Here is a 24,674-nt window from a genome sequence, read left to right as displayed (position 1 = left end):
AAATGAGATTACCATATAGATACCTTAAAAAACTTACATTTACTAATCCCATTTGGTACCCGACTGTTCTTGTTTATAATCTTTAACATAAGCAAGGGCCTGATTATAATCATCGACGAACACATACATTTTTTTATACTGCTCTTTCACGAACTTTTCCTGATACGAAATTTCGAACTGCTCTTTTAAATTATTATAAAACCCTTTGGTATTAATAAACACAATGGGTAAATTATGATATCCTAACTGCTTTAATGTGATTACTTCTAAAATTTCTTCGAGTGTTCCAAATCCACCTGGAAGTGCAATAAAAGCATTCGATTTTTCTCTCAAAATCTTCTTCCTATCTGCCATATCTGAAGTAATAATCAACTCATCAAGATTACTTGCACAAATTCCATAATCCTTAATCAGCTTTGGAATTACACCTATAACTTTTCCACCTGACTTTTTAACGGCCATTGCGACCTCGTTCATTAAACCAACATTTGTTCCTCCATAAACCAAATTATTTCCTGTAGAACCAATTTCTATTCCAAGATTTTTTGCTTCCTGAAAGTAATCCTCTCCTAACGAATTACTTGATGAACAAAATACACAAATATTCATTTTCTTTAATTTTATGGTAAACAAAAGCCCCTGAGAAATCTCAAGGGCTTTAGAATAATATTATTTACACCTTATGCATCAATATTTGCATAGGTAGCATTTTTCTCAATAAACTCTCTTCTTGGAGGCACTTCATCACCCATTAACATAGAGAATACATGATCGGCTTCGGCAGCATTATCGATAGATACCTGACGCAATGTTCTAAATTCAGGATTCATAGTAGTTTCCCATAGTTGCTCGGCACTCATCTCTCCAAGACCTTTGTAACGCTGAATATGCATAGAACTCTCTTTACCTCCACCCCACTCTTGTATTAAGCGTAGTCTTTGGTCCTCGTTCCAACAATACTCATGATTCTTACCCTTTTTCACCAAGTATAAAGGTGGAGTAGCAATATACAAATAACCATTCTCGATAACCGATTTCATATAACGGAAAAAGAATGTCATAATCAATGTTGCAATGTGGCTACCATCCACATCGGCATCACACATAATTACAATTTTATGATAGCGCAATTTCTCAACATTCGCAGCTTTACTATCTTCTTCGGTTCCTATAGTAACACCAAGGGCTGTAAATATATTTTTAATTTCTTCACTTTCGAAAACTTTGTGTTGCATTGCTTTCTCAACATTCAAAATCTTACCTTTTAGCGGAAGAATAGCTTGAAATTTACGATCACGACCTTGCTTAGCAGTTCCACCTGCCGAATCTCCCTCGACAAGAAATACTTCGCAATTAGCTGGATCTTTATCAGAGCAATCGGAAAGCTTACCTGGAAGTCCAGAACCTCCAAGTACAGTTTTTCTTTGTACTAATTCTCTTGCTTTACGAGCTGCATGACGAGCCGTAGCTGCCATAATAACTTTCTGAACAATTGTTTTAGCATCTTTTGGATGTTCTTCCAGGTAATTAGCTAACATTGCGCTTACAGCCTGATCTACCGCAATACTCACTTCTGAGTTACCTAATTTTGTTTTGGTTTGTCCCTCGAACTGAGGCTCTGCAACCTTAACCGAAACAACTGCTGTTAAACCCTCGCGAAAGTCATCACCACTAATATCGAACTTTAATTTTGATAACATTCCTGATTTCTCAGCAAAGGCTTTTAAAGTTCGTGTTAATCCACGACGGAAACCTGTTAAGTGAGTTCCTCCTTCAATGGTATTAATATTATTCACATAGGAATGAATATTTTCCGAAAAAGAAGTATTGTACTGAAGAGCAATTTCCACAGGAACCTCATTTTTATCGATAGAAACATGAATGGTTTCCTCTATTAATCTTTCTCTTGTATGATCAAGATATTCAACAAATTCCTTTAGCCCTGCTTCAGAATAAAATTCATCAGATTTGTATTCGCCCTTTTCGTTTTGCTCCCTTTTGTCGGTAATATTTAATCGAATTTTCTTATTCAAAAAAGCCAATTCTCTTAAACGAGCAGCCAAAACATCATACTTATATTCTGTGGTTAAAAATATCGATGCATCGGGTCTAAATGTAATATTCGTACCGGTAACATTCGTCTCTCCAATCACTTTAATATCGGCAAGAGGAGCTCCTTTAGAATACTCTTGAAGATAAATTTTACCATCACGATGAATTTCAGCGCTCAATAAATCAGATAATGCATTAACACAAGATACACCTACCCCGTGCAAACCTCCAGATACTTTATAAGAATCTTTATCAAATTTACCCCCGGCGTGTAAAACTGTCATTACAACCTCAAGAGCCGATTTATTTTCTTTCTGATGTAACTCAGTAGGAATACCACGACCATCGTCTTTTACGGTAATGGAGTTATCCTCATTAATAATAACTTCAATATTATTACAATATCCTGCTAAAGCTTCATCAATAGAGTTATCTACCACCTCGTACACCAAATGGTGTAATCCTTTTACATTAACATCTCCAATGTACATGGAAGGGCGTTTACGAACCGCTTCCAAACCTTCTAATACCTGAATACTATCAGCGGAATATTCAGCATTCCCTTTTGGTTTATTTTCTAAATCACTCATCTAACAGATCTTTAGTTTTCGAAAAAGAATTACAGGAACAATCAATATAATCATTAATTATTCTACAATAATTCTAATATTTTTTGTGCAAAATTCAGAATATCTTTTGCTAGCATAAAAGCTAAGGAAAAAGTGCCTAATTAAAAGATAACGAATACCTTTTAATCATCTAATTATCAATCAATAACAACACCCTCTTTTTCAAAAGATAAAAGTTAAACAAAGATAATAAAAATGATGAACCTAACGATAGGAAAACAAGGAAAAATAGTACATTTTAATAGATTTTGACGAACTGAATTTACAAGCCAAAACAAACAACAAGTTTAAAATGTTTATGTTTAAAGCATTACTATAAAAACCTACAACAAAAAAAGCAAAACTTATTTTAAAAGGACATAGATTGACTTTTTCGCGGACGTTTCATTTTAAATTTAATGATAAAATTACTAATCTTATCTCCATCTTCGCTAACTCCGTATTCGTGCAATTCAAATAAGGTAGTCACATTCTTAAAACCTTTGGGCATAGCTTTCCACATTCTGTAAAAAACCACCTGCACATTTTCCAAATCGGTATCATCGAGCTTTATTTTTAACACTTCCCGACCTTTTGGCAATGCAAAAACACTTATTCCGTGTTTTTTCCAGGCAATTGCCTCTTCTGCAACGAAAGACATATTTAAAGTATCACGGGTAATATCAAACAAATAAGTAACCTCCTGATTATCCGCATTTAACTCCATTAAAATATCTATGGGTTTTCTATCCTTATTAACAGACAGTTTCCATCTTTCAGGTTTTTGAGCTGCTCCAAAAATAGGCACCATCAAAACGAACAGAAAAATTGATACTTTAAAAATATTTATCGATCGACCTATTGATTGCATACTGTTTAAAAATAATTTGTTTAATTAAAACTACTAAAAACTATTTTAACCGCAACATTATCTTAAATAAAAAAAGAGATACCTAACTTAAAGATATCCCTTGATTGATTTTAACAAAATAATTCTCTAAAAATTTGCCTTAACTCCAAGCAAAAAATTAAGCCCCTGAGAAGGATATCCATCCCATTGATAATACTTATCTGCAAAAAGATTATTTAAGGTTCCGAATACTGAGAAATTCTCATTTAAATGATAGTTTGCACTCATATTTAAATCATAAACTGCATCTAATGTTTGTTTGCTGTTATCAACTAAAACAGCTCTTTCGCCAAGAATGTTTACTCCTGCCTGAAAAGTCAGTTCATTGGTGAATTTATAGTAAGCATTTACCTCCACTTCAAAATCTGGCTTATGCCAAGCCTCTTCTAATTTATCCATAGAATATGAATTGTAAATTAGGCTCGAGCTTAAGCTCAATTGATTATTCCAGTCAAGGTTTAAGTCTGCTGATAATTTTAACAAACTTATATCGTCGTAAAGCACCGTAAATTTATTTGAGTAAAGTCTTATAAAATTTGAATTTCCCAGATCGGAATTTCTTTTCACAAAGAAATATTGATTATCAATTGCGGAATATTCTGCAACAAGAGTAAAGGAGGAATTTTTAGACAAGCTACCTTTTAACCCACCAAACATGCAATATTTTTGATTAGAGGGAGTAACATTTAAACCTGAAAATACATAATAGTTCTCCGATACAATATCTTTATATCGGTTCATATTTAAATCACCTTTTAAACCTGTAAAAAAGCTTAGAATTCCATCAACAGCCTCAAAATCGATCTTTACATCAGGATACAATTTTGTTTCAGAATTATCGCCCATTGCCAAAACTGTCTTTACTCCTAATTGTAAATTTAAATTACCCGTTTGCAGCAGATACTGCGGATTCAAGCTCCAAATCAAATTCTTTCGATCCTTGATTTGCTCTCCATCCTCCCAATAATACAATCCATCAACTGTAAAATAATCAAAATCTGATTTTAAACTCCAAAAACCATCACCTCTTCTTATTTTGGCATTTCCCGATATCAACACATCACTCTCTTTCAAATCAATATCATCAGAAAAATATTGATACTTAATTCCTATGCCAAAATTTAGTTTCTCTTCATCTTTAAAAGCACTTTGAAAATCGGCAACCAAACCAAATTTATTTTGTTTTTGTTCATCGTAAGGAAATAAATCCTCGTAAAAACCAAGCATATCGTCAGCCTGAGGAAAGCCATAATAATTATATCCTATGCGCTCATAAAACAAGCTTCCGCTCACTTTTCCTTCATCCAAATAAGCCGCACCGTAAACTTCTGCCAATTGTTCTGTATAGTCTGGTTTCACCTTATCACCATCTTCCAATTCTAGTTTTCCATTGGTAGAATAGTGTTTCAAATGAAATCCAATATCGGTAGTTTTTGATCGTTTGTTATTGTATCGATAATCTCCAAACAAAGTTGAATAATTTCCGCCGGCAAGAATTAAAGAGTTAGCATTTAAACTTTTTAATGGCTCTCCTACAATTTTGGCTGCCGGAATTTTAGCAGGAAAAAATCCTACCGACAAAGCCTTTGTTTGTACAAAATAATCGAAAGAAGGAGTAAAACTTGCTGTATCTTTTACCACTGGCAATTCTCCAATTCTTTTTGCTTTATTTATTTTAGGTTGGTAAGTTGTTCTCACACTTACTTCTTTGTTAAGATCTCGTTCTTCCTGTGCCTGAGCAAATGAAAATGCAAAGCCAGCAAACACAATTGCTAATAATAACTTTTTCAACATTGTTTCTACATTAAATATTTTACTCAATTTCAGATTCTTTGTTCAACATTTCCTGCAACATCATTTTCTCTTCGTCTAAACCAAGCGAGTCGCTTTGTGTTGTTTTACTCTCAAATAATTTTGTATTTTCTATACTATCTGCTCCTTCAAACTGAACCTGAACTTCCTTATCACGAATTTGTTCTTCCTTTTGTTTTTCCAAAACAAGTAGAGCCTGTAATTTTTTGCCTGCCCTATCAAGAATTCCATCCTCTTTTACTCCATAATTATCAACAATACTTTGCAGAGTATATTTTGCTTGAAATTCATCATTTTTTTTCATAAAAACATCCGACAAAAGAATAAAACTCTCTGCCAGCCAATAATGATGCGGCGAATTCATTTCAATAAAACCATTTATTTCCTTTTCGCATAATTCGAATTTTGACTGAGTAAAATACACTTCAGCAATTCTAAATTTAGCCTCTGCTCCCTCGGCACTTTTTGTTTCCATGGCTAAACTCTTAAGATCAGGAAGAGCTTCCTGCAAGCTGTGTAATGCCAAATACGACTTGGCTCTTTTGTATTTCGCCTCACGAATCATTTCTTCCTGAATTTTAGGCATTTCCAAAACCTCTTTCGCTGCAGTTAGTACTGTTTTATATTCGTGTAACTCATACACCGATCGTAAATAGCCCACCTTAGCCACATCAGCATTTTCAGGAATCTCTGCCCTCCTGGCCAATTGAGCGTATTGTATTTTGGCTTTCTCAAAATTTTTCTCTCTATAATTCAATTGCGAAGCTGCCAATAATGCTTTTTCAGTAAATAAATTATCTGCCTGATTCAAAACATCTTCAAATCCTGTTAAAGCATCTTTAAAGTTTCCTTGATTTAAGGCTGCATCAGCTCTGTAATATTGCGCATTTAAGCGAAACATTCCTTGAGGAAAATTCGATAAATAATTTTCAAAAGCCTTAACTCCACGAAGTGTTTCTCCCGACATATATAAACGCTCTGCCGAAATATAACTCAAGGAATCCTTTTCGCTAGTTCGAATACCTCCTCCGTCGGCAAACGATTCGGCAAATTCAAAATAATCATCAAGCTTATTTAAATCAACATATACATTTTTAAGTCCAACAAAAGCACTTTTCTTTTCTTCGCTTTGCGGATAATTTTCCACGACCGATTTGTAATTAAGAATAGCTTGCTTATAATTTTTCCTGTTGTAGTTTAACTGTCCTAATTGTAAAATAGATTTGGCAGCATAAGAGCTTTGCGGATAATTTTCAGCCAAATCCTTATACAGGATAATAGCTGCATTCTGATCCCCCAACTTCACTTTTGCACTTGCCAATTCATAAAGAGCATCATCGGAATAATCCGATTGAGGATAAGAATTTTTTAATTCGAGTAATAATTTAGCCTTTTTATCGGATTGATTTAATAATCCCAAACAAAATGCCTGCTGATAAAGAGCATAATCGGCATCCCAGGCCTTAGCTTTTGCTGTTTTAGCATAAAACTCGGCAGCTTGTTCATAATCTCTATTCAAAAAAAATGAATCTCCAATTCTGTTATAAGCATCGAGCACGTAAGAATTCTTTTCATTTGCCTGATTAACAAATTTACGAAACCAATTGGAAGCTTCAGAATAGTTATCGCGATCGAACTCGGCGTAAGCAATATTGTAATATGCTTTTCCAAAATAATCAGAAGTTCCAACTCCTGGTGCAGATAAAAACGTTTTGAATTGTGATATTGCTTTGTCTAAATTTCCTAAACGATAATTTGCTTCGGCAGTCCAGTACAATCTGTTAGCCGATATTTTTGAATTGTATAATCTATATTTCCACGATAAATTAAAAGATTCAATAGCATCTTCATACCTTAATTGTTTCATCAGCTCTAATCCTCGCAAATAAGAAACTCTTTGGTAGGCTCTTTCTATCTCTGGCGTTTTATTATTTATTTTATCCATAGAAGCCAGGGCATCCCCATAATTTTTTGTGCTCATATACACTTTCACCAGGTAATCATAAACCTCATCGTTTCTATCCGAGTCGGGATATTTCTGCAAATACTCATCAAAAGCTCTTATGGTTTCATTAAAAGGCGAATAAGATAACTCATAGGTTAATTTGGCAAAATTAAACAAAGCATCCTGCTGCATGTTTTTATCAAAACTCATGCGCGCTGTACTCGAAAAAGCTGCTTTAGCCCCTGTTTTATTTCCCACTTTAAGATAACAATCGGCCAAACAATAGGTTGCTACCTGTAACATTTCATCATCCTTACCACCTACTTTTTCAAACTGAGCTATTGCCTTTTCGTATTGGTTTTCCTTGTACAAACAATATCCGAATGCAAATCGATCTTCTCGAATTAAGCTTTTGCTGCCTTTCTCTAAAAATGAAATTGCCTTGCCATATTCTTTCAACTGATAATGCGATAATCCAATCATCTTAGCAATTTCGGCACTACGTTTTACCGTTGCATCTTCTAAATATTTCGGCGCATAATTCAGCACTTCCTTATATTGTTCCTGCAAATAATAAATCTGACATATATAATAAGGAACAATGGGTGAAAATGTATTGTTACCAGCTAATTTTTCGAAACTTTTAAATGCTGTTTGATAGTTTCCATTTAAATATGCAATGTGTGCATAATAATAATTGGCTGGTGCATTATACTCACCCGCAACATCAATAATTTCATAAAAATTCTTGTGTGCCAGGTCATATTCTTTTTTCATAAAATAAGAATAAGCCAACTTAAAACGGTACTCTGTCAATTCGTCGGGAGACAATAAATAAGAGTCAACCTGCTGAAACCAAACCAATGCAGCCTGATATTTTTTATTTCTATACTGCTGTCTTCCCAGCTGAAAATAAGCCAATTGAATTTTATTACTCTCAGGATAATTTCGAATAAATTCTTTCATTTCGCTTTCGGCCTCAGGACGAAAAAGTTCGATAGAACACCAGGCACTATAGAATTCAGCCTGCGATTTTCTATCCAAAAAAACATCTTTTCTGTCTTTAAATTCAAGAAATTCATGACGTGCGGCACCATAGTTCTGATTCTGGAATTTTTCCATTGCCGACTGCCATATTTGCGAATTGGAATAATGATCCAATGATTTTTGAGCCTGTGAAGGAAATCCGGCACAGAATAAAAGTACGAACATAAAAGTCCACAATAAACATCTGCTTCTCATACTGTTGTGTATAGGTAAATTAAGTGAATTAACTATCCCGAATACCTTTATTTTAATCAATGATCCGAGATTATAAAACCAGCCTTAAAGGTAAAAATAATATATCATCTTCATCGTAAATTCAAACGAAGGATAAAAATAAAAATTGCACTCTTAGTAAATAATAAATATAGAAATAGAAAGTATTGGGCGAAATTATTTTTTTAGATTTGTATTTCGACACACTTGTTTCACTACATTAAATTAGAGTACATGTCAGAATCTGCGATTATAGAATTAAAAAATGCCACAATCCGTCAAGCGGATAACATTATACTTACCGAAGTAAACCTTAAAGTTGAAAAAAATGAATTTGTATATTTAATTGGAAAAGTTGGAAGTGGAAAATCAAGTATTTTAAAAACTCTTTATGCAGATTTACCATTAAAAGATGGCGGTGGATCGGTTGCAGGTTTTTATCTTCCTATTATCAAGCGCAAGCAAATTCCTTTTTTAAGACGAAAAATTGGAATTATTTTTCAGGATTTTCAGTTACTAACTGATCGGAGCGTAAAAAGCAATTTAGAATTTGTTTTGCGTGCAACTGGATGGAAAAACAAAACTGAAATTGAAAATCGAATTGTGGAAGTTCTCGAGAAAGTACAAATGGCTAAAAAAGGATACAAAATGCCACATGAGCTCTCGGGAGGAGAACAGCAAAGAATTGTAATAGCTCGTGCCTTACTAAATTCTCCGGATATTATTTTAGCCGATGAACCAACAGGTAATCTGGATCCGGAAACGTCCGATGAACTGGCTCAACTTTTAATGGATATCAGTAAAAATGGAAGAACTGTTATTATGGCAACCCACCAACACGATTTATTAAAAAAATTCCCTGCACGTGTAGTAGAATGTATAAATGGAAAGCTAGTTGATTTATTGGATACTAATAAAGTTAACGAGTCAGAAGAAACAAAACCTCAGGAATAATTGAAATCTAATTTACCATATAATAAAGACCTGGAAAAATTAAAACTTAAACACAGTTTAATTTTTCCAATTACTTTTTTGATACTAATATGGTTTGTTAAAATTTTTGAATGGGGATTAAATTTAGATCTTTACTATTACGGAATTTTTCCTCTTCACACCAAAGGCCTAGCGGGAATACTTTTTAGTCCTCTTATACACAAAGATTTTGCTCATTTAATGGCCAATTCCATTCCCTTTTTAGTTTTAAGCTGGGGAATCTTTTATTTTTACAGGCCTTTATCCTATCGTATTTTTCTGCTTTGTTATTTCTCTACCAATATTTTAGTTTGGATTGGAGCACGGGAAGCTTACCATATCGGTGCCAGTGGCTTGGTCTACTCTTTTGCTTCTTTTCTGTTTTTTAGTGGAATTATTCGAAATTATTACCGCCTAATCGCCATTTCGTTTATTGTTGCTTTTCTTTATGGTGGTTTATTTTGGGGTGTTTTTCCAATTTTAAAGGATGTTTCCTGGGAAGGTCATTTGTTTGGCGCAATATCGGGTCTTACTTATGCTATAGCATACCGAAACCAGGGACCACAAAAACCTCAAGCTAATATTCCAGAAGATGATGAAAGTATTCCTGAGGAAATTTGGAATTCAGATCATCTGGAAAACAAAGAAGAACTTCGCAAATAGATATGAATTCTCTGCTAATAGAAAGGGAAAATCAATAAATGAAATTCCCTTTTTTTGATAAATAGACGTACTAACTTATTTCTTTTTATAATATTTCATTGCTTCAGGCAAATAAGCTTTAAGATCTTTTACACGAGTATCGTCGGCAGGATGAGTAGAAAGAAATTCTGGTGGCTTTTGTCCCCCACTGGCTCCCATTCTTTTCCAGAACTCTACTGCTTCGGCAGGATCATAACCGGCCATTGCCATAAAAATTAGGCCCATTTTATCTGCTTCGGTTTCATGAGAGCGGGAAAATGGTAATATTACCCCAACATTAGAAACTGCGCCAAAAGCAGTCATCCAAATTTGTTGTGTTTCTGCAGGCTTTTCATTCAAGTAAATAGACAAACCCTGACTAATTGCCTGAAGGCCCATTTGCTGGCTCATTCTCTCGTTTCCATGCCGAGCAATGGCATGAGCAATTTCGTGTCCCATTACAACGGCCAAACCTGTTTCTGTTTGTGTATATGGCAAAATTCCAGTATAAAATACTACCTTACCACCAGGCATACACCATGCATTGGGCGTATCATCTTCTACCAAATTAAATTCCCATTGAAAATTAGCAATTCTATCGCTCATTCCATGTTCTATCATAAAATCCTCAACAGCTTTTGCAATACGCTTACCACAAGATTTTACCATTGCTGTTTTCTGCTTATCGCCAGACAATTTACTGTCTTTAAGAAATGTGTCGTATTGAGTTAAACTAGTAGCAATCATCTCACTTTCGGGAAACATATTTATTTGCTTTCTTCCTGTAATTGGAACCGTAGCGCAAGCTGCTAAAAAAAAGCAAAAGCCTAACAATAGGGTATTACGCATGTTTTTTTTCATCATTTTTTTGTTTTGATTTATAATCTTATTTTTTGTTGTTCGCTTACTTAGAATCATATAATTATACATTTATTCGCACCCCAAAATATTATTTTTTAAGCTGATTAAGCAAATCATCCACATTAGTAAAAGGCAATTTACAAGTTTTATTTTCACACAAATAAAAAACTGTTTCATCAGCAATATATCTATTCTGTAACAAAGGCAAGTCGCTCTCTTGTTGGCTGCCAGCAATTAACACCTTAGGTAAAAATAAAGATTCTATTTTTTGTTTTTCGGCAATGGCATTTTTTCCACAAATAACAATTTCGCAAGATGTATTAGCCAAATAAAAAAATAGCTGTCCCCAATTGGAATGATAAGCTGGCAATTTAAATAATCGATCTAACACATTATTAAGCATTTGCTGAGATCTTTCGATATACTCCTGATTTTCGAAATAAACACCTAATAAGTAAAGGTTTTTTGCCATTGAAGAATTCGATGAAGGAATTACATTATCAGTTAACTCCATTTTTCGGGCAATTAAATCAGGATCTTCATCTGATGTATAGTAAAACATTCCAGAATTATCATCTGAAAAATGAAGAAGAACATACTCACATAAATTATTGGCTTTTTTCAACCAAGCCTCATCAAAACTTGCCTGATACAAAGCAATAAATGCCTCTATTGTAAAACTATAATCATCTAAAAATCCATTTATTTTAGAACATCCATCTTTATAATTTCGATTCAGAGCTCCATCTTCTTTTAGCAGATAATTTTGAATAAATTTAGCCGCTTTTATGGCTCTTTTCAAATATCTTTCTTCACCTACCGCTTTATAGGCATCAACATATCCTTTTATCATTAAAGCATTCCAGCTAGTAAGCGATTTATCATCTAAACCGGGCCTAATTCTTTGTTCTCTGTGCTTTAGTAAAAGTAGGTTTGCCTGAGAAATCTTCTGTTCAAACTGCTTCTGCGTCAATCCATTTTCTATGGCAAGCTTTCTCTTATCAGCCTTTACCATAAGAATATTACCTTCCTCCCAATTTGGAAGTTCAGTAATCCCATAATATTCACAATACAAGTCGGAATCAATTCCCAAAACCTTTTCTACTTCCCTTTTTCCCCAAACATAGAACTTCCCCTCAACTCCTTCGCTATCTGCATCTAAAGAAGAATAAAAACCCCCTTCCTGCAAACTAAATTCTCTATTTACAAATGCAAGACTTTCTTCAAGCACTCTTTTGTACTCTGGAGTTTTTGTTAACTGATATGCTTCGGCATACAAACTAATTAACTGAGCATTATCATACAACATTTTTTCAAAGTGAGGCACTTTCCAAATCTCATCGACCGAATAACGGGCAAAGCCACCACCAATTTGATCATAAATTCCACCAGCAGCCATTTTATCAAGCGTAAGCACAACATGATCCAATGCCGATTGATCTTTTGTATGGTAATAATACCTTAATAAATATTGTAAGGAATTTGGCAAAGGGAACTTAGGAGCTCCATTGTTTCCACCTTCTTTATTATCAAATTCCTTTTTCCATGTTTCGTATCCATTTTTCAAGTTATCAACATGAATGTTTTTTGATACTGCTTTTAGCTCTATTAATTCATTGGTACGAACTCCTTCGGCAATTTTACTTGCAACATCCTTAACTTTCTCTGGTTCGTTAAGCCATGCATTTTGTATCCCCTGCAATACTCTTAACCAATCAACCGATCGAAAATAAGTTCCTCCAAAAAATGGTTTCCCATTGGGCATTGCAAAACAATTTAATGGCCAGCCTCCACTTCCTGTCATCATCTGAACTGCATCCATATATATTTGATCGATATCCGGACGCTCTTCTCTATCAACTTTTATACAAACAAAAAATTCATTCATTATTTTTGCCACACTCTCATCTTCAAAACTCTCCCGTTCCATTACATGACACCAGTGACAAGCAGCATAGCCAATGCTTACTAATATTATTTTATTTTCAGCTTTTGCCTTTTCTAATGCCTCATCACTCCAGGGATACCAGTCGACCGGATTATGCGCATGCTGAAGCAAATAAGGACTATTCTCATTAATCAGCTTGTTAGTATGTTTTATCTCCATTGTTTCCTCTTTATTTTGGGAATAAACAGATATTTCCATCAATACAGAAAATGCTACAAACAATATTATATTGATTTTATTCATGCTTCCCTAATTACATCTTATTATTAAAGATATAAATTATTTTTAATGATTTTAAATAAGAATCAAATCACCCAACAATTAAAGAACAATATACTTTTAAGATGAACATTTAACACAGAATTATATGGCACAAAAAAGGCTATTTTATTATAAAATAGCCTTTTTTTAACCCCTTACAAAATACGGATTATAAATTAACTCCTGAACCTTGCATTGAGCTATCATGATCCCACATTATAATCCAGGGATCTTTGGTTTTTTGCTGATAAGTTTTAAGTTTTGATTTTAGTCCTTCCAATATTTCATCATACTTTTTATCTGTTGCCAAATTTTTACTTTCCCAAGGATCAGAAGACAAATCATACAATTCAAATTCTGCGCGAAACAGATAATCTGTAACTTTTCTGCTTCCATAATACTCTTTGTGGTTTCTGTAAATTCCCTGCCAGGTTGAAGAAGCCCATAAATCAGAAGCAAAAGGATATTCAAGACGATAAGCCGTATTCCAGATTAATTTATATTTACCTGAACGACATACGCGCATTGGATAATACATGGTAATTTCATGGAAGGTATGCGATGCATAAATCTCATTCCAACCTTCTGCTTTTGGATTTGCAATTACATCCTTAAACGAATGTCCGTGAAAACGTTCAGGTTTATAATCTACACTTGCAATATCCAGAATTGTCGGCGTTAAGTCAACCCAGGAAATCATGGCATTATTTTCGAGTCCTTTTACCGATAATTTTGGATTTTTAATAATACATGGCAATTGAATTCCCGGTTCGTATACCGTAGTTTTAGCACCAGGAAAAGCCATTCCATTATCCGAAATATAAATTACAACAGTATTATCAATCTTCCCACTTGCTTCCAGCATCTTCATTAATTTACCAAACCCCTGATCTATTCTGGATATACTCTGATAATATTCCGCAATTTCTTCACGGGTCTGTTTGGTATCGGGTAAAAATTCTGGCACAATTACATCTTCAGGATCATAAACTTTAGTTTTAACACCCGCATATCCCTCTTTCTTATTACCAAAATTATTAGGCATATCCCATTTTTCAGGTTTAAATGGAGCACCTCGATGAGGATCGTCGGTGCAAAAATATAAAAAGAAGGGTTTTTCTGAATTTAATATTCCTTCGCATTGTTCGGCCATCTCTACTGTATTTCTAGGATCTGCTTTTAGCACCTCTTGAAAATGATAAACCGATTCGGGTGCTACATGATATTTTCCTATGCGTGCAGTAGTATATCCAGCTCTTTCTAAAAGTACCGGTAAGGATTTTACATTTTTAAAGGTACTAAAGTGATGATAATCGTGAACATGACCATAAGAACCTGTTGCATGACCATACAATCCCGTTAAAATAACCGAACGACTAGCGGCACAACTTGCACTTGTACAATATGCATTATTAAAAAGAACTCCTTCAGCAGCCAATTTATCTAAATTTGGTGTTTGAATAATAGGATTTCCATAACAACCCAAAGCATCTTTTCCATGATCATCGGACACAAACAAAATAACATTGGGCTTTTGCTTCTGAATAGTTGTTTGATTAATACTTGCACTTTGTTTTTTACAGGAATACATACCTAATAGGAAAACAAATATTACCCAAACAGTAGGTTTAATAAAAACTTGTTTCATAAGTTTATAATATTTATGTTTTTTTTTAATGTCAGCTTTTATTTCCAGATATAGTTCAAGATATTATAGTAGTATTTACCCTTATTCCAGAAAATAATATTTCAACAATATTAATTTTATAAACATACACATAGAATCCCCTCAATTTGTATTTACAAATTCATGCGAAGTATCTGTTAGTACATAATGCAATTTTCTATTGATCTCTGCTCATAATTACTTAAATCAATCCACCCATTTTTCGATATTGCTCTGGCGAACGGCCACTAATTTTTTTGAAAATCCGGGTATAATACTGCTGACTATTAAAACCTGTTTCTTCGCTAATTTTCTTTTGAGACATAGTCGTAGTAATTAAAAGTTCCTGTGCCTTTTCAATCCGCTTTTGATTGATGAACTCCATAGGTCTCATTCCTGTAATTTTTTTAAATTTACGGGTATAATGGTCGGTTGAGCAACAAGCAAGGTTTGCCAAAGCTTCAATCCTAATTTCTTCGTATAAGTGATTAGAAATATATTTAAACGATTTTTGAATGAACGATTGCTTTTGCAATGGCAATGTTTTAGAAGAGTCATTTCTGATAAACCGCGAAAATAACTGCTTAATAATTCCCTCAGTTTCCAATTGAATATGATTAGCTCGATGCTCCATCCTGTTATTTGTCCAACTATCTTTTTCGTAAATATTAGGATCGGTATATTTTAACGATAATGTTGAATTAATTTCAAGCAGTCTCTCGAACAAATGAAAATCGATTGGCAAAGCCTTTACTTCGTTAGCCATAGAAGTTTGATCGAAAATCTTCAAACCATCAGGTAGATGATGCGAAAAATGCAAATAATACTGACTCAACTCCTCCACACAATGATATCCACATAAGGTATAACTGGGAACTAAATACAAATATCCAGGCTTTAGCTTTTGCATCTTATTATTTGGTAAAACGTAGCCTTCTCCTTTTGTTATAAGGTAGATTCTAGAAAAAGGACTAATTACATTGGCATAATTCCACTCCTGTCCAAGAGTACATTTCGCAGTATTGTAAATTTCAACTTTAATTTCATCTATTAATCCGGGTGATATCATATGTAGCAAAATTAGATTTACAAGTAACTAAACATGCCGGAAATATACAAATGATTACCGATTTTATATCTATTTTACAAAATCGGCCACTTACCTTTGAAACACCTAAAAATCATATCAATAAAATTAGAATCTTTTTTTACAATCTATAAATAATGAATTCAAAAGAACGAGTATTTGCAACCATAAGAAGAGAAGAAGTTGATTACCCTGCTAGTTGGTTAGGTCTGCCAGTACCTCCTGCACTTCCTTCTCTTTTCGAGTATTTTAAAGTATCAAACACCAATGAACTTAAAAAACGTATCGATGATGATATCTGGCCAATTTTGGTTCCCTATAACAATGCACCTTTTAACGATGTTGGTTGTGCCTTAAGTTTTGCAAAAGAAGATACACCAAATGGATCGCAGGATGAACGAACATTAACGGCTCCTGGATTTTTCGAAGGAATGACAGATCCAGAAATGGTAAAAGAATTTCCCTGGCCAAATCCCAAAGAATTTCTGGATCTTAAAAAATCGCAAGAGCTTGTAAACGATGCTCCTGATGATTATTTTAAAATGGGTATAATGTGGTCGGCTCATTTTCAAGATGCTTGTTCTGCTTTTGGAATGGAAGATGCCTTAATAACCATGATGATGTACCCAGAAATGTTTAAAGCTGTAATAGATCGTATTACTGATTTTTACCTTGACCTAAACGGACGATTTTATGAAGCAACCAAAGGTAAGCTCGATGGTGTTTTAATTGGCAACGATTTTGGAAGTCAGACTGCTTTAATGGTTGATCCATTTATGTTGCGAGAATATGTATTTCCCGGAACAAAAAAACTAGTCGATCAAGCTAAAAGCTATGGATTAACCGTTATGCATCACTCTTGTGGATCGATCTTTCCAATTATTGAAGATTTATATGATATGGGTGTAGATATTGTTCACCCAATACAAGCTTTGGCTACTGACATGAGCGCAGAACATTTGAGCGAAGAATTTAATTCTAAAGCATTTTGTGGAGCTGTAGACGCGCAGCAATTACTTGTAAATGGTACACCAGAACAAATAAGCACCCGAGTACAGGAATTAAAAAAACTTTTCCCTACCGGACTGATAATATCTCCTAGCCACGAGGCTATTTTACCCGATATTGCGCCGGCAAATATAGAGGCTCTATTTGAAGCCGTGAAAAAATAATTTATTATTGTTCTCTGCTCAATAGTATAACAAACAATACTTTTGAAAAATCACATTAAAAACTCAAATATCAAATCATGATAACACCCAACCCTATATTTGGAACTGGCTTACATGCGATAGGTGGTATTTCTGCTGCCAGTTGTTACATGCCATTCGAAAAGGTCAAAAACTGGACCTGGGAAATTTTTTGGATCGTACAGGCACTTTTCGCATGGCTTATAATGCCTTTACTAATAGGATTTTTTACCGTTCCAGATTTATTCACAGTCCTAGCAAAAGCACCTGCATCGGTATTTTGGCCCGCCCTATTATTAGGAGCTGTTTATGGTTTTGGAGGACTATCTTTTGGTTATGCAATCCGAAATATAGGCTATTCACTAACCTACACCATATCCATTGGAATATCTGCCGTTTTAGGCACAATAATTCCTTTAATCTTAAAAGGCCAGCTAATCGAACAATTCACTAAAATTGGTGGTGACACTGTACTTATAGGAATGATTGCATCCATTTTTGGTGTTGCACTTTGCGGAAGAGCAGGTTTCTTAAAAGAGAAGTTTTTATCTTCAAAAGCAAAGGATAAAGGAAATAGCTTCAATATGAAAAAAGGACTAATATTGGTACTAATCGCTGGTTCTTTATCTGCAATATGGGGTGTATCATTAGAAGTTGGACAACCTATTTCTGATATTGCCGCAGAACATGGAGCTGGAAATTTTGAGGGTAATGCTAAACTAATTGTATCCTCCCTGGGATGTTTACTTACCAATCTTATATGGTTTGGCTTTGTAACATTTAAAAATGGCTCAATAAAAACACTAATCTCAGTTAAACAAACAGGAACAAAAAGATACCTAAGCAATTTCTCTCTTTCGGCTTTAGCTGGATCTTTATGGTATGTTCAATTTTTCTTTTACGGATTAGGACACGTGCGCATGGGGTCTTTCCAATTCTCAAGCTGGGTTCTGCACATGTCTATGCTGATCTTTTTCAGCTATATCATTGGCGTACTAATGAAAGAATGGAAAGATGTGAATCGAAAAACATATATCACTTTAATATTTGCTTTACTGGTTTTAGTTACCTCATTTGTTATAATGACTTACGGTAGTTATATAGGAGAATTAGCCAACGGCACACATTAGCATTAAATTTTAATATAAAAATATTGAGCTAAAGCCTGCAATTCTCTTGCACTTTAGCTCATTTTTTTTGTTTAAACATTAAATACAGGCAATACACTCCGCTTTAATAAGCCAATAATCAAACAGATTCGCTTAAAAATAAGAAAACAAAAAATTCCCCTAATTCCAATCTTAAAAATGCATAGCTTTGTCGCTGCTAAAAAATTCTGAAGTAATTCCACTTCTATGGCTTAGCAAACATTTATTTATCAGGAAATTTAGAAAGAAACATTTATGAAGCGAGTAAACGCCTACAAGAAATTATTTAATGTAGATCAGGATACTGATCTTAAAAAATTAAAATCCATTTATAGAAAATTGGTAAAAGAATGGCATCCGGATAAATTTCAAAATGATGATGAAAAATTTGCAGAAGCAGAATTAAAAAGTCGGGAAATTATAGATGCCTACCATTTTTTAGTAAGTATTGCTCCAGAAACCATTGCCGCAAATTTAGAAGAATATAAAACCACCACTAGCGAATCGGGTATTGCCGATTACAAACACAAAGGTTTACTATTAGAAATTTCGTTTTTAGATGGTACTACTTACGAATACTTTGGGGTTCCAAAAAATGTATTCAATAAGTTTATAAATTCAGACAAACAGTACCGCTTTGCCAAGAGAAGTATTTTCAATTCTTATCTTTACCGAAAATCGAAAAAGGATGCACAAGCAGCCTAATACAATAATTGCTTGTTATTTCAGCAATTATCCTGCTAATGAAATAACAAGCAAAACCTCTTAATTATGACAAATTATTTCTGATTATTTTTCTTCTTTTTCCCTTTTTTCGAAATAAAAGCTCCTACCTTTGTCAGCATAATTAAATAATAAGATTATCAAATGAAAAGGGAAGGAAGCTCTTATGGTATTTTCCTGATGGTATTATCGGTTATTGCCTTTGGACTTATGGCTGGCTTGGTTCGAAGCATGTCTCATGTAAGTACATACATTACTGTTTTTGTGCGCTTTGCCATTGGAGTAGGCATTATTGGAATACTAGCAATGATGCGAAAAATAGACCTTAAATTTGTTCGCAGCCCTTTACTTTTACTTCGCGGAATTACAGGCACAGCATCGGTTGCTTTATTTTATTTAGCCATTGTTAAAATTGGCATGGGAAAAGCATCGGTTTACTCCTATTCTTATCCTCTATTTGCCTCTTTACTAAGTGCCATAATTCTTAAGGAGAAAATAAGCAGCTCAAAATGGCTTATGATGCTTTTAGCATTTATTGGCATTATTTTGGTCTCCTTTCAGTTTACAAATACAGGAAAAAACTGGGATTTTGGCTGGTACGATTTTTTAGCCATTTTAAGTGCCTTTACAACTGCTGTTTCGATACTTATAGTTAAAAAATTACATGGCACCGATAATTCGTACGCCATATTTTTTGCTCAGGCCATTGTTGGATTTTGGATATTTTTAATCCCAGCCAACCTTCCAGAACTCACAGGACCAGTAACAAGCAGTTATGTTTTAATTTTTATTGGTATTGCCTCAGCATTTGCTCAGCTTCTTAACACAGAAGGCTATCGTCATGTTTCCATAGCAACAGGATCGCCATTTCACATGCTTATCCCTATTGTTAATGTAATTATAGGAGTTTTTGTTTTTAATGAGTTTTTTAGCTTTCAGGAAATTATTGGCTCCTCGCTTGTTGTAATTGCCTGCCTGGGCATACTCCGGATAAATGGTTTATCAATAAATCGTAAAATGTAAAAAACATTACTTTGCCCGAACATTTTTAAAAATAAACTGTTTACTGTACATGATAAATATTTTAATACTTGTACAGATACTTACAACCACCAAAATAATAGCAGACTTTACCAACGATAACAATTTATCGAATTGGTTTATTGTAAATGATGATGTAATGGGTGGAAAGTCCGATTCTGGGATTTATATAAACCAAAATAATTGCGCTGTATTTCAAGGGACTGTTTCCATAGAAAACAATGGAGGCTTTGCAATGGTTAAAAATGTATTTCAGCCCTTAAACATAAATCAATACTCCACTATTGTATTAAAAGTGAAAGGCGACTCAAAAAAATATCAATTAAGATTAAAATCAGAAAACTCACAATACTATTCTTTCGTACACAATTTTTACACAAATGACAAGTGGCAAATTATAGAAATTCCATTTGAAAAATTTCAGGCCAGTTTTCGTGGACAAAAATTAAATTACCCAAATTTTAATTCTGAGCAATTATCAGAAATTGCTTTTTTAATAGGCAATAAAAAAACAGAAAAATTTAAACTGGAAATTATGTGGATTGCTTTAAAATAAAATTCAGGTGTACATCATAAACTTATCAATTAGCTCTACTACTGCGGCAGAACTTTTCTTTAAACTTTCTTTAAAATCATTCGCCGACATTAAATTTGAATAACCAGATAATTTTTCCGATTCTTCCTTACTTAACTTATGATATCCCATACTCCAATCAGGAAATGATCTTTGTTTGATATTCTCTTTTAAAATTGTAACAACATTAACATGGCGATCATCTTTTTTTAATCGCTCATACAAATTGTTTATGATCTCAGATTTGCCTTCTAAAACCTGAATAAAAATTTCGTCGTTATACAAAAGTAAACCTGTAATATTATTCTTGCGGTTTTTAGGTCGTATTTCACTTAATATATCATCAAGCTCGATTTCAGAAAGTTTTTTTCTGGAACAACTTACATATACAATATGAATTAACTTAGACATACAACTAAAGTTACAAACAAAATAATCAGTAAACGAAGCTATAAGTATTTATTCAATTTTTTTAGCCAAACACTTATTGCAATTTTTTACGCTGAACTTTTCTTGCTGCAAGAATCATTAAATATCCGGCTATAACCGGGCCGTAAGAAACAATATAATAACCTTTAATATTCAGCCATTGAAAATAGGATGCAAGCGTAATTCCCCCTCCAATAATCATTAACAACCAACCAATTAATCGCAATTCTTTTGCTTTTATGTTTTTTGCCTTTTTTACATCTCCAGACAAGATTTTATTGTCGATTTCTCTTACAACATTTTTAATGAGACCTTCTTCTATACCTTTCTCACTCATCTCTTTTCTAATTTGAGAGAAATCCATTCCTTCAATTTTCTTTGCGTGATAAAATTCGACTAATTCCTTAAAATCCTGTGCCATGATTATAGTTTTGAGTTGCACAAATCTAATCAGAGAGAAATGATTTTCAAAATCCAGTCACTGCCATTTGTGCAGATGCAGCAGTACTATACCTCTACACCAATTATTTTTCAAAACATTTCCTTAACCATCAACATTGCAATACTCTTAGTTACCATTGGCAGACTCTTTATTCTCATCGGTCAAATCAATTCTGTTATTGATGCACTCCAAGTAAGAATTTGCGGACTTCTACCTACCACTGTGAGCCTAATCCTCATTAAATGCATCGTAATACCTAAGAAATACAACCTCTTACCTGCCAGATGCATTGCACTTATTAACAATGAGCATGCAGATATCAACAATGAGCGTGCAGATGGCAGGTCTCTCGATGCAGTTGACAAGTCTCTCGATACAGATGGCAGGTCTCTCGATACAATTGGCAGGTCTCTCGATACAGTTGGCAGGTCTCACGGTACAATTGACAGGTCTCACCGTACATTTATTAACAATGAGGGAAACATTGGCAGGTGGAACGGCGCAGGTAACAGAACGAACGATGCAGATGGCAAGTAGAACAAAGAAAATGACAGAAATTAAGTCTCTAAATTTTATGAGATGCGGGCAATACCCGATCTTTACCAAGAAGGTTTGTTTGGTCATGCTAAAGACAGCATTAATGCCGTCTTTATTATAAATACCATAAAAAAAGCAAGTTCCTAAATTTAGAAACCTGCTTTTTTTTTATATTATATTCTTATTTCTAGCTATAAATTTCTTTTTTGGCAGCTAGTAATGTATTCTGAAGTAATGAAACAATTGTCATTGGTCCTACTCCTCCGGGAACAGGGGTAATGAATGATGCTTTGGGTGCAACCTCATCGAAGTTAACATCACCTTTTAGTTTCCATCCCGATTTTGTTTTATCGGATTTTACACGGTGAATACCAACATCAACAATTACAGCTCCTTCTTTTACCATGTCTCCGGTAAGAAACTCCATCATTCCCAATGCAACAATAACAATATCGGCCTCACGTGTAATTTCACCAATATTCTTGGTTCTACTATGACATAAAGTTACAGTACAATCGCCATAAGCAGCCTTTCGCGACATCAGCACACTCATTGGAGTACCTACAATGTTACTACGACCAATAACTACACAATTTTTACCAGAAGTTTCAATTTTATAACGCTTTAACAACTCTACAATACCTGCAGGAGTAGCTGGCAAATACGTTGGTAAGCTGGCAACCATTTTACCAACATTCATTGGGTGAAATCCATCAACATCTTTTTCGGGACGAATGGTTTCTATCACTTTAGTTTCGGATATGTGCTTAGGTAAAGGCAGCTGAACAATTAATCCATCAATATCATCATTCTCGTTAACTTTACGGATTTCTGCCAATAACTGCTCTTCGGTAATATCATCCTCAAACCGAAACTCTGAAGATTCGAATCCTACAGCATGACAAGCCTTAACCTTAGCAGCCACGTAGGTTTCACTAGCTCCGTCGTGTCCAACAATCATTGCAGCAAGATGAGGAGCTTTCCCTCCTGCTTTTTTTATCTGTTCAACTTCGGCAGCAATTTCTTGCTTCACCTGGTTCGAAATTTTTTTTCCGTCGATTAATTCCATGGCTATTTAGGTTTCTTGTTATAAAAAATGCCTGACACAAAGTATCAAGCATTTTAAATTTCCTATTTATTATCTTTTGCGTCCCATATTCCCCATCATTCGGGACATGTTACCGCCTTTAGACATCATTTTCATAAGTTTTCTGGTCTCATCAAACTGTTTTATCAGTCTGTTTACATCCTGAATTGTAGAACCGCTACCATCGGCAATTCTTTTTCTTCGCGAACCATTAATTAGTTTCGGATCTTCTCTTTCTCCAGGTGTCATCGAAAAAATAATAGCTTCAACGCCTTTAAATGCATCATCGTCAATATCGATATTCTTTAAAGCCTTTCCTACTCCCGGAATCATGGAAGCCAGATCTTTCAGGTTACCCATTTTCTTAATCTGAGAAATCTGAGACAAGAAATCGTTAAAGTTAAACTGATTTTTAGCAATTTTTTTCTGAAGCTTTTTAGCTTCTTCTTCATCGAATTGTTCCTGAGCACGCTCTACAAGAGAAACGATATCACCCATACCTAAAATTCGATCGGCCATACGATCGGGATGGAAAACATCAAGAGCTTCCATTTTTTCGCCTGTACCTACAAATTTAATTGGTTTATCAACAACCGAACGAATAGATAAAGCCGCACCACCTCGTGTATCACCATCTAATTTGGTTAAAACAACACCGTCGAAATTTAAACGATCGTTGAATTCTTTTGCTGTGTTTACTGCATCCTGACCAGTCATAGAATCAACCACGAAAAGAGTTTCGCTAGGATCGATGGCTTTTTTAACCGCCTCGATCTCGTTCATCATCTGTTCATCAATAGCCAAACGCCCAGCAGTATCGACAATTACCAAATCGTGTCCTTTTGCTTTTGCTTCTTTTATAGCCGCTTTAGCAATCTTAACCGGATTTTTATTGTCAACATCAGAGTAAACAGGAACATTAATTTGCTCTCCTAATACTTTCAACTGATCGATAGCCGCAGGACGATATACATCACAAGCTACCAATAATGGATTTAGTGAACGTTTCGTTTTAAGCAGATTTGCTAACTTTCCTGAGAAAGTGGTTTTACCCGACCCTTGTAATCCGGCAATTAATATTACAGCAGGTTTCCCCTTTGTATTGATATCAACCTGAGTTCCACCCATTAACTCAGCCAGTTCATCGTGAACAATTTTCACCATTACCTGGTTAGGTTTAAGAGCAGTAAGTACGTTTTGTCCTAATGCTTTTTCTTTTACGGTATTGGTAAACGACTTGGCAATTTTAAAGTTAACATCGGCATCCAATAATGCACGCCTTACGTCTTTCAAAGTTTCTGCAACATTGATTTCGGTAATTTTCCCCTGTCCCTTTAATATTTTGAACGATCGCTCAAGTCTTTCGTTAAGATTTTCAAACATTATTCTACGTATTTATATTTCACTGCAAAAATAAAAAAATATGTGTAGAGCAAAAGT

Annotated in this window: 21 protein-coding genes; 8 read left to right on the top strand and 13 right to left on the bottom strand. The window is 34.3% G+C overall.

Going from position 1 to position 24,674, the window contains the following annotated elements; genetic code table 11:
- Positions 1-42: 42 nt before the first annotated feature.
- The 5 genes from ACT3CE_RS07800 to ACT3CE_RS07780 all read right to left on the bottom strand — a co-directional run bounded on the left by ACT3CE_RS07800 (position 43) and on the right by ACT3CE_RS07780 (position 8,569).
- Positions 43-609, bottom strand: a complete 567-nt coding sequence (locus ACT3CE_RS07800; protein ID WP_444709208.1) for an LOG family protein — start codon at positions 607-609, stop codon at positions 43-45.
- Positions 610-680: 71 nt separating this feature from the next.
- Positions 681-2,642, bottom strand: coding sequence for a DNA topoisomerase (ATP-hydrolyzing) subunit B (gene gyrB / locus ACT3CE_RS07795; RefSeq protein ID WP_444709207.1), 1,962 nt, complete (start codon positions 2,640-2,642; stop codon positions 681-683).
- 388 nt (positions 2,643-3,030) lie between these two features.
- The gene (locus ACT3CE_RS07790; RefSeq protein ID WP_444709206.1) at positions 3,031-3,531 is read right to left on the bottom strand and encodes a hypothetical protein; all 501 of its coding nucleotides are present in this window, start codon (positions 3,529-3,531) and stop codon (positions 3,031-3,033) included.
- A gap of 126 nt (positions 3,532-3,657) precedes the next feature.
- Positions 3,658-5,364, bottom strand: coding sequence for a hypothetical protein (locus ACT3CE_RS07785; protein WP_444709205.1), 1,707 nt, complete (start codon positions 5,362-5,364; stop codon positions 3,658-3,660).
- Between the two features lie 19 nt (positions 5,365-5,383).
- Positions 5,384-8,569, bottom strand: coding sequence for a tetratricopeptide repeat protein (locus ACT3CE_RS07780; protein ID WP_444709204.1), 3,186 nt, complete (start codon positions 8,567-8,569; stop codon positions 5,384-5,386).
- 252 nt (positions 8,570-8,821) lie between these two features.
- Between ACT3CE_RS07780 and ACT3CE_RS07775 the strand changes: the two genes are divergently transcribed.
- Positions 8,822-9,541 carry a cell division ATP-binding protein FtsE gene (locus ACT3CE_RS07775; protein ID WP_444709203.1) on the top strand — a complete coding sequence of 240 codons (720 nt, stop codon included), beginning with the start codon at positions 8,822-8,824 and terminating at the stop codon, positions 9,539-9,541.
- The gene (locus tag ACT3CE_RS07770) at positions 9,542-10,222 is read left to right on the top strand and encodes a rhomboid family intramembrane serine protease (protein WP_444709202.1); all 681 of its coding nucleotides are present in this window, start codon (positions 9,542-9,544) and stop codon (positions 10,220-10,222) included.
- 75 nt (positions 10,223-10,297) lie between these two features.
- Here ACT3CE_RS07770 and ACT3CE_RS07765 read toward each other — a convergent pair whose 3' ends face one another.
- The 4 genes from ACT3CE_RS07765 to ACT3CE_RS07750 form a co-directional block, all read right to left on the bottom strand.
- Positions 10,298-11,104 (bottom strand): M48 family metallopeptidase, encoded by an 807-nt coding sequence (locus tag ACT3CE_RS07765; protein ID WP_444709201.1) that lies wholly within the window; start codon positions 11,102-11,104, stop codon positions 10,298-10,300.
- Positions 11,105-11,189: 85 nt separating this feature from the next.
- Entirely contained in the window at positions 11,190-13,292 is a 2,103-nt protein-coding gene (locus ACT3CE_RS07760) for a thioredoxin domain-containing protein (RefSeq protein ID WP_444709200.1), read from the bottom strand.
- A 187-nt stretch (positions 13,293-13,479) separates the two neighbouring features.
- Positions 13,480-14,958, bottom strand: a complete 1,479-nt coding sequence (locus ACT3CE_RS07755; protein ID WP_444709199.1) for a sulfatase family protein — start codon at positions 14,956-14,958, stop codon at positions 13,480-13,482.
- A gap of 220 nt (positions 14,959-15,178) precedes the next feature.
- Entirely contained in the window at positions 15,179-16,045 is an 867-nt protein-coding gene (locus tag ACT3CE_RS07750; RefSeq protein ID WP_444709198.1) for a helix-turn-helix transcriptional regulator, read from the bottom strand.
- 155 nt (positions 16,046-16,200) lie between these two features.
- Between ACT3CE_RS07750 and ACT3CE_RS07745 the strand changes: the two genes are divergently transcribed.
- The 5 genes from ACT3CE_RS07745 to ACT3CE_RS07725 all read left to right on the top strand — a co-directional run bounded on the left by ACT3CE_RS07745 (position 16,201) and on the right by ACT3CE_RS07725 (position 20,721).
- Complete coding sequence (locus ACT3CE_RS07745; RefSeq protein WP_444709197.1) at positions 16,201-17,235, top strand: uroporphyrinogen decarboxylase family protein; 1,035 nt, start codon at positions 16,201-16,203, stop codon at positions 17,233-17,235.
- Positions 17,236-17,312: 77 nt separating this feature from the next.
- The gene (locus ACT3CE_RS07740; RefSeq protein ID WP_444709196.1) at positions 17,313-18,383 is read left to right on the top strand and encodes an L-rhamnose/proton symporter RhaT; all 1,071 of its coding nucleotides are present in this window, start codon (positions 17,313-17,315) and stop codon (positions 18,381-18,383) included.
- Positions 18,384-18,656: 273 nt separating this feature from the next.
- Entirely contained in the window at positions 18,657-19,106 is a 450-nt protein-coding gene (locus tag ACT3CE_RS07735; protein WP_444709195.1) for a KTSC domain-containing protein, read from the top strand.
- 162 nt (positions 19,107-19,268) lie between these two features.
- Positions 19,269-20,147 (top strand): DMT family transporter, encoded by an 879-nt coding sequence (locus tag ACT3CE_RS07730; RefSeq protein ID WP_444709194.1) that lies wholly within the window; start codon positions 19,269-19,271, stop codon positions 20,145-20,147.
- Positions 20,148-20,196: 49 nt separating this feature from the next.
- A complete protein-coding gene (locus tag ACT3CE_RS07725) occupies positions 20,197-20,721 on the top strand; it encodes a CIA30 family protein (protein ID WP_444709193.1) in 525 nt (174 codons plus the stop codon).
- Between the two features lie 3 nt (positions 20,722-20,724).
- Here the strand turns inward: ACT3CE_RS07725 and ACT3CE_RS07720 are convergent, their stop codons facing one another.
- Together ACT3CE_RS07720 and ACT3CE_RS07715 are read right to left on the bottom strand one after the other, a co-directional pair.
- Positions 20,725-21,150 carry a BLUF domain-containing protein gene (locus tag ACT3CE_RS07720; protein ID WP_444709192.1) on the bottom strand — a complete coding sequence of 142 codons (426 nt, stop codon included), beginning with the start codon at positions 21,148-21,150 and terminating at the stop codon, positions 20,725-20,727.
- A 73-nt stretch (positions 21,151-21,223) separates the two neighbouring features.
- On the bottom strand, positions 21,224-21,589 hold the full coding sequence (locus ACT3CE_RS07715; RefSeq protein ID WP_444709191.1) for a hypothetical protein: 366 nt from the start codon (positions 21,587-21,589) through the stop codon (positions 21,224-21,226).
- A gap of 39 nt (positions 21,590-21,628) precedes the next feature.
- Between ACT3CE_RS07715 and ACT3CE_RS07710 the strand changes: the two genes are divergently transcribed.
- Complete coding sequence (locus ACT3CE_RS07710; RefSeq protein WP_444709190.1) at positions 21,629-22,147, top strand: hypothetical protein; 519 nt, start codon at positions 21,629-21,631, stop codon at positions 22,145-22,147.
- A gap of 187 nt (positions 22,148-22,334) precedes the next feature.
- Here ACT3CE_RS07710 and ACT3CE_RS07705 read toward each other — a convergent pair whose 3' ends face one another.
- Positions 22,335-23,216 carry a bifunctional 5,10-methylenetetrahydrofolate dehydrogenase/5,10-methenyltetrahydrofolate cyclohydrolase gene (locus ACT3CE_RS07705; RefSeq protein WP_444709189.1) on the bottom strand — a complete coding sequence of 294 codons (882 nt, stop codon included), beginning with the start codon at positions 23,214-23,216 and terminating at the stop codon, positions 22,335-22,337.
- Between the two features lie 69 nt (positions 23,217-23,285).
- A complete protein-coding gene (gene ffh / locus ACT3CE_RS07700) occupies positions 23,286-24,617 on the bottom strand; it encodes a signal recognition particle protein (protein ID WP_444709188.1) in 1,332 nt (443 codons plus the stop codon).
- Between the last annotated feature and the right edge of the window lie 57 nt (positions 24,618-24,674).

Source organism: Marinifilum sp. RC60d5 (assembly GCF_052400665.1).
In the GTDB taxonomy this organism is placed as follows: domain Bacteria; phylum Bacteroidota; class Bacteroidia; order Bacteroidales; family Marinifilaceae; genus JBQTGK01.
The sequence above is the reverse complement of the archived record's forward strand: the minus strand, read 5'-3'. Positions and strand labels throughout refer to the sequence as shown.

What these genes read in the sequence shown, in the direction of transcription:
- ACT3CE_RS07735 (WP_444709195.1), top strand. Translation starts at nt 18,657, where the DNA reads ATGAAGCGAGTAAACGCCTACAAGAAATTATTTAATGTAGATCAGGAT.
- ACT3CE_RS07765 (WP_444709201.1), bottom strand. Translation starts at nt 11,104, where the DNA reads ATGATGAAAAAAAACATGCGTAATACCCTATTGTTAGGCTTTTGCTTT.
- ACT3CE_RS07740 (WP_444709196.1), top strand. Translation starts at nt 17,313, where the DNA reads ATGATAACACCCAACCCTATATTTGGAACTGGCTTACATGCGATAGGT.
- ACT3CE_RS07785 (WP_444709205.1), bottom strand. Translation starts at nt 5,364, where the DNA reads ATGTTGAAAAAGTTATTATTAGCAATTGTGTTTGCTGGCTTTGCATTT.
- ACT3CE_RS07750 (WP_444709198.1), bottom strand. Translation starts at nt 16,045, where the DNA reads ATGATATCACCCGGATTAATAGATGAAATTAAAGTTGAAATTTACAAT.
- ACT3CE_RS07745 (WP_444709197.1), top strand. Translation starts at nt 16,201, where the DNA reads ATGAATTCAAAAGAACGAGTATTTGCAACCATAAGAAGAGAAGAAGTT.
- ACT3CE_RS07730 (WP_444709194.1), top strand. Translation starts at nt 19,269, where the DNA reads ATGAAAAGGGAAGGAAGCTCTTATGGTATTTTCCTGATGGTATTATCG.
- ACT3CE_RS07790 (WP_444709206.1), bottom strand. Translation starts at nt 3,531, where the DNA reads ATGCAATCAATAGGTCGATCGATAAATATTTTTAAAGTATCAATTTTT.
- ACT3CE_RS07705 (WP_444709189.1), bottom strand. Translation starts at nt 23,216, where the DNA reads ATGGAATTAATCGACGGAAAAAAAATTTCGAACCAGGTGAAGCAAGAA.
- ACT3CE_RS07760 (WP_444709200.1), bottom strand. Translation starts at nt 13,292, where the DNA reads ATGAATAAAATCAATATAATATTGTTTGTAGCATTTTCTGTATTGATG.
- ACT3CE_RS07755 (WP_444709199.1), bottom strand. Translation starts at nt 14,958, where the DNA reads ATGAAACAAGTTTTTATTAAACCTACTGTTTGGGTAATATTTGTTTTC.
- ACT3CE_RS07800 (WP_444709208.1), bottom strand. Translation starts at nt 609, where the DNA reads ATGAATATTTGTGTATTTTGTTCATCAAGTAATTCGTTAGGAGAGGAT.
- ACT3CE_RS07720 (WP_444709192.1), bottom strand. Translation starts at nt 21,150, where the DNA reads ATGTCTAAGTTAATTCATATTGTATATGTAAGTTGTTCCAGAAAAAAA.
- ACT3CE_RS07780 (WP_444709204.1), bottom strand. Translation starts at nt 8,569, where the DNA reads ATGAGAAGCAGATGTTTATTGTGGACTTTTATGTTCGTACTTTTATTC.
- ACT3CE_RS07710 (WP_444709190.1), top strand. Translation starts at nt 21,629, where the DNA reads ATGATTTTCAAAATCCAGTCACTGCCATTTGTGCAGATGCAGCAGTAC.
- gyrB (WP_444709207.1), bottom strand. Translation starts at nt 2,642, where the DNA reads ATGAGTGATTTAGAAAATAAACCAAAAGGGAATGCTGAATATTCCGCT.
- ffh (WP_444709188.1), bottom strand. Translation starts at nt 24,617, where the DNA reads ATGTTTGAAAATCTTAACGAAAGACTTGAGCGATCGTTCAAAATATTA.
- ACT3CE_RS07725 (WP_444709193.1), top strand. Translation starts at nt 20,197, where the DNA reads ATGATAAATATTTTAATACTTGTACAGATACTTACAACCACCAAAATA.
- ACT3CE_RS07715 (WP_444709191.1), bottom strand. Translation starts at nt 21,589, where the DNA reads ATGGCACAGGATTTTAAGGAATTAGTCGAATTTTATCACGCAAAGAAA.
- ACT3CE_RS07775 (WP_444709203.1), top strand. Translation starts at nt 8,822, where the DNA reads ATGTCAGAATCTGCGATTATAGAATTAAAAAATGCCACAATCCGTCAA.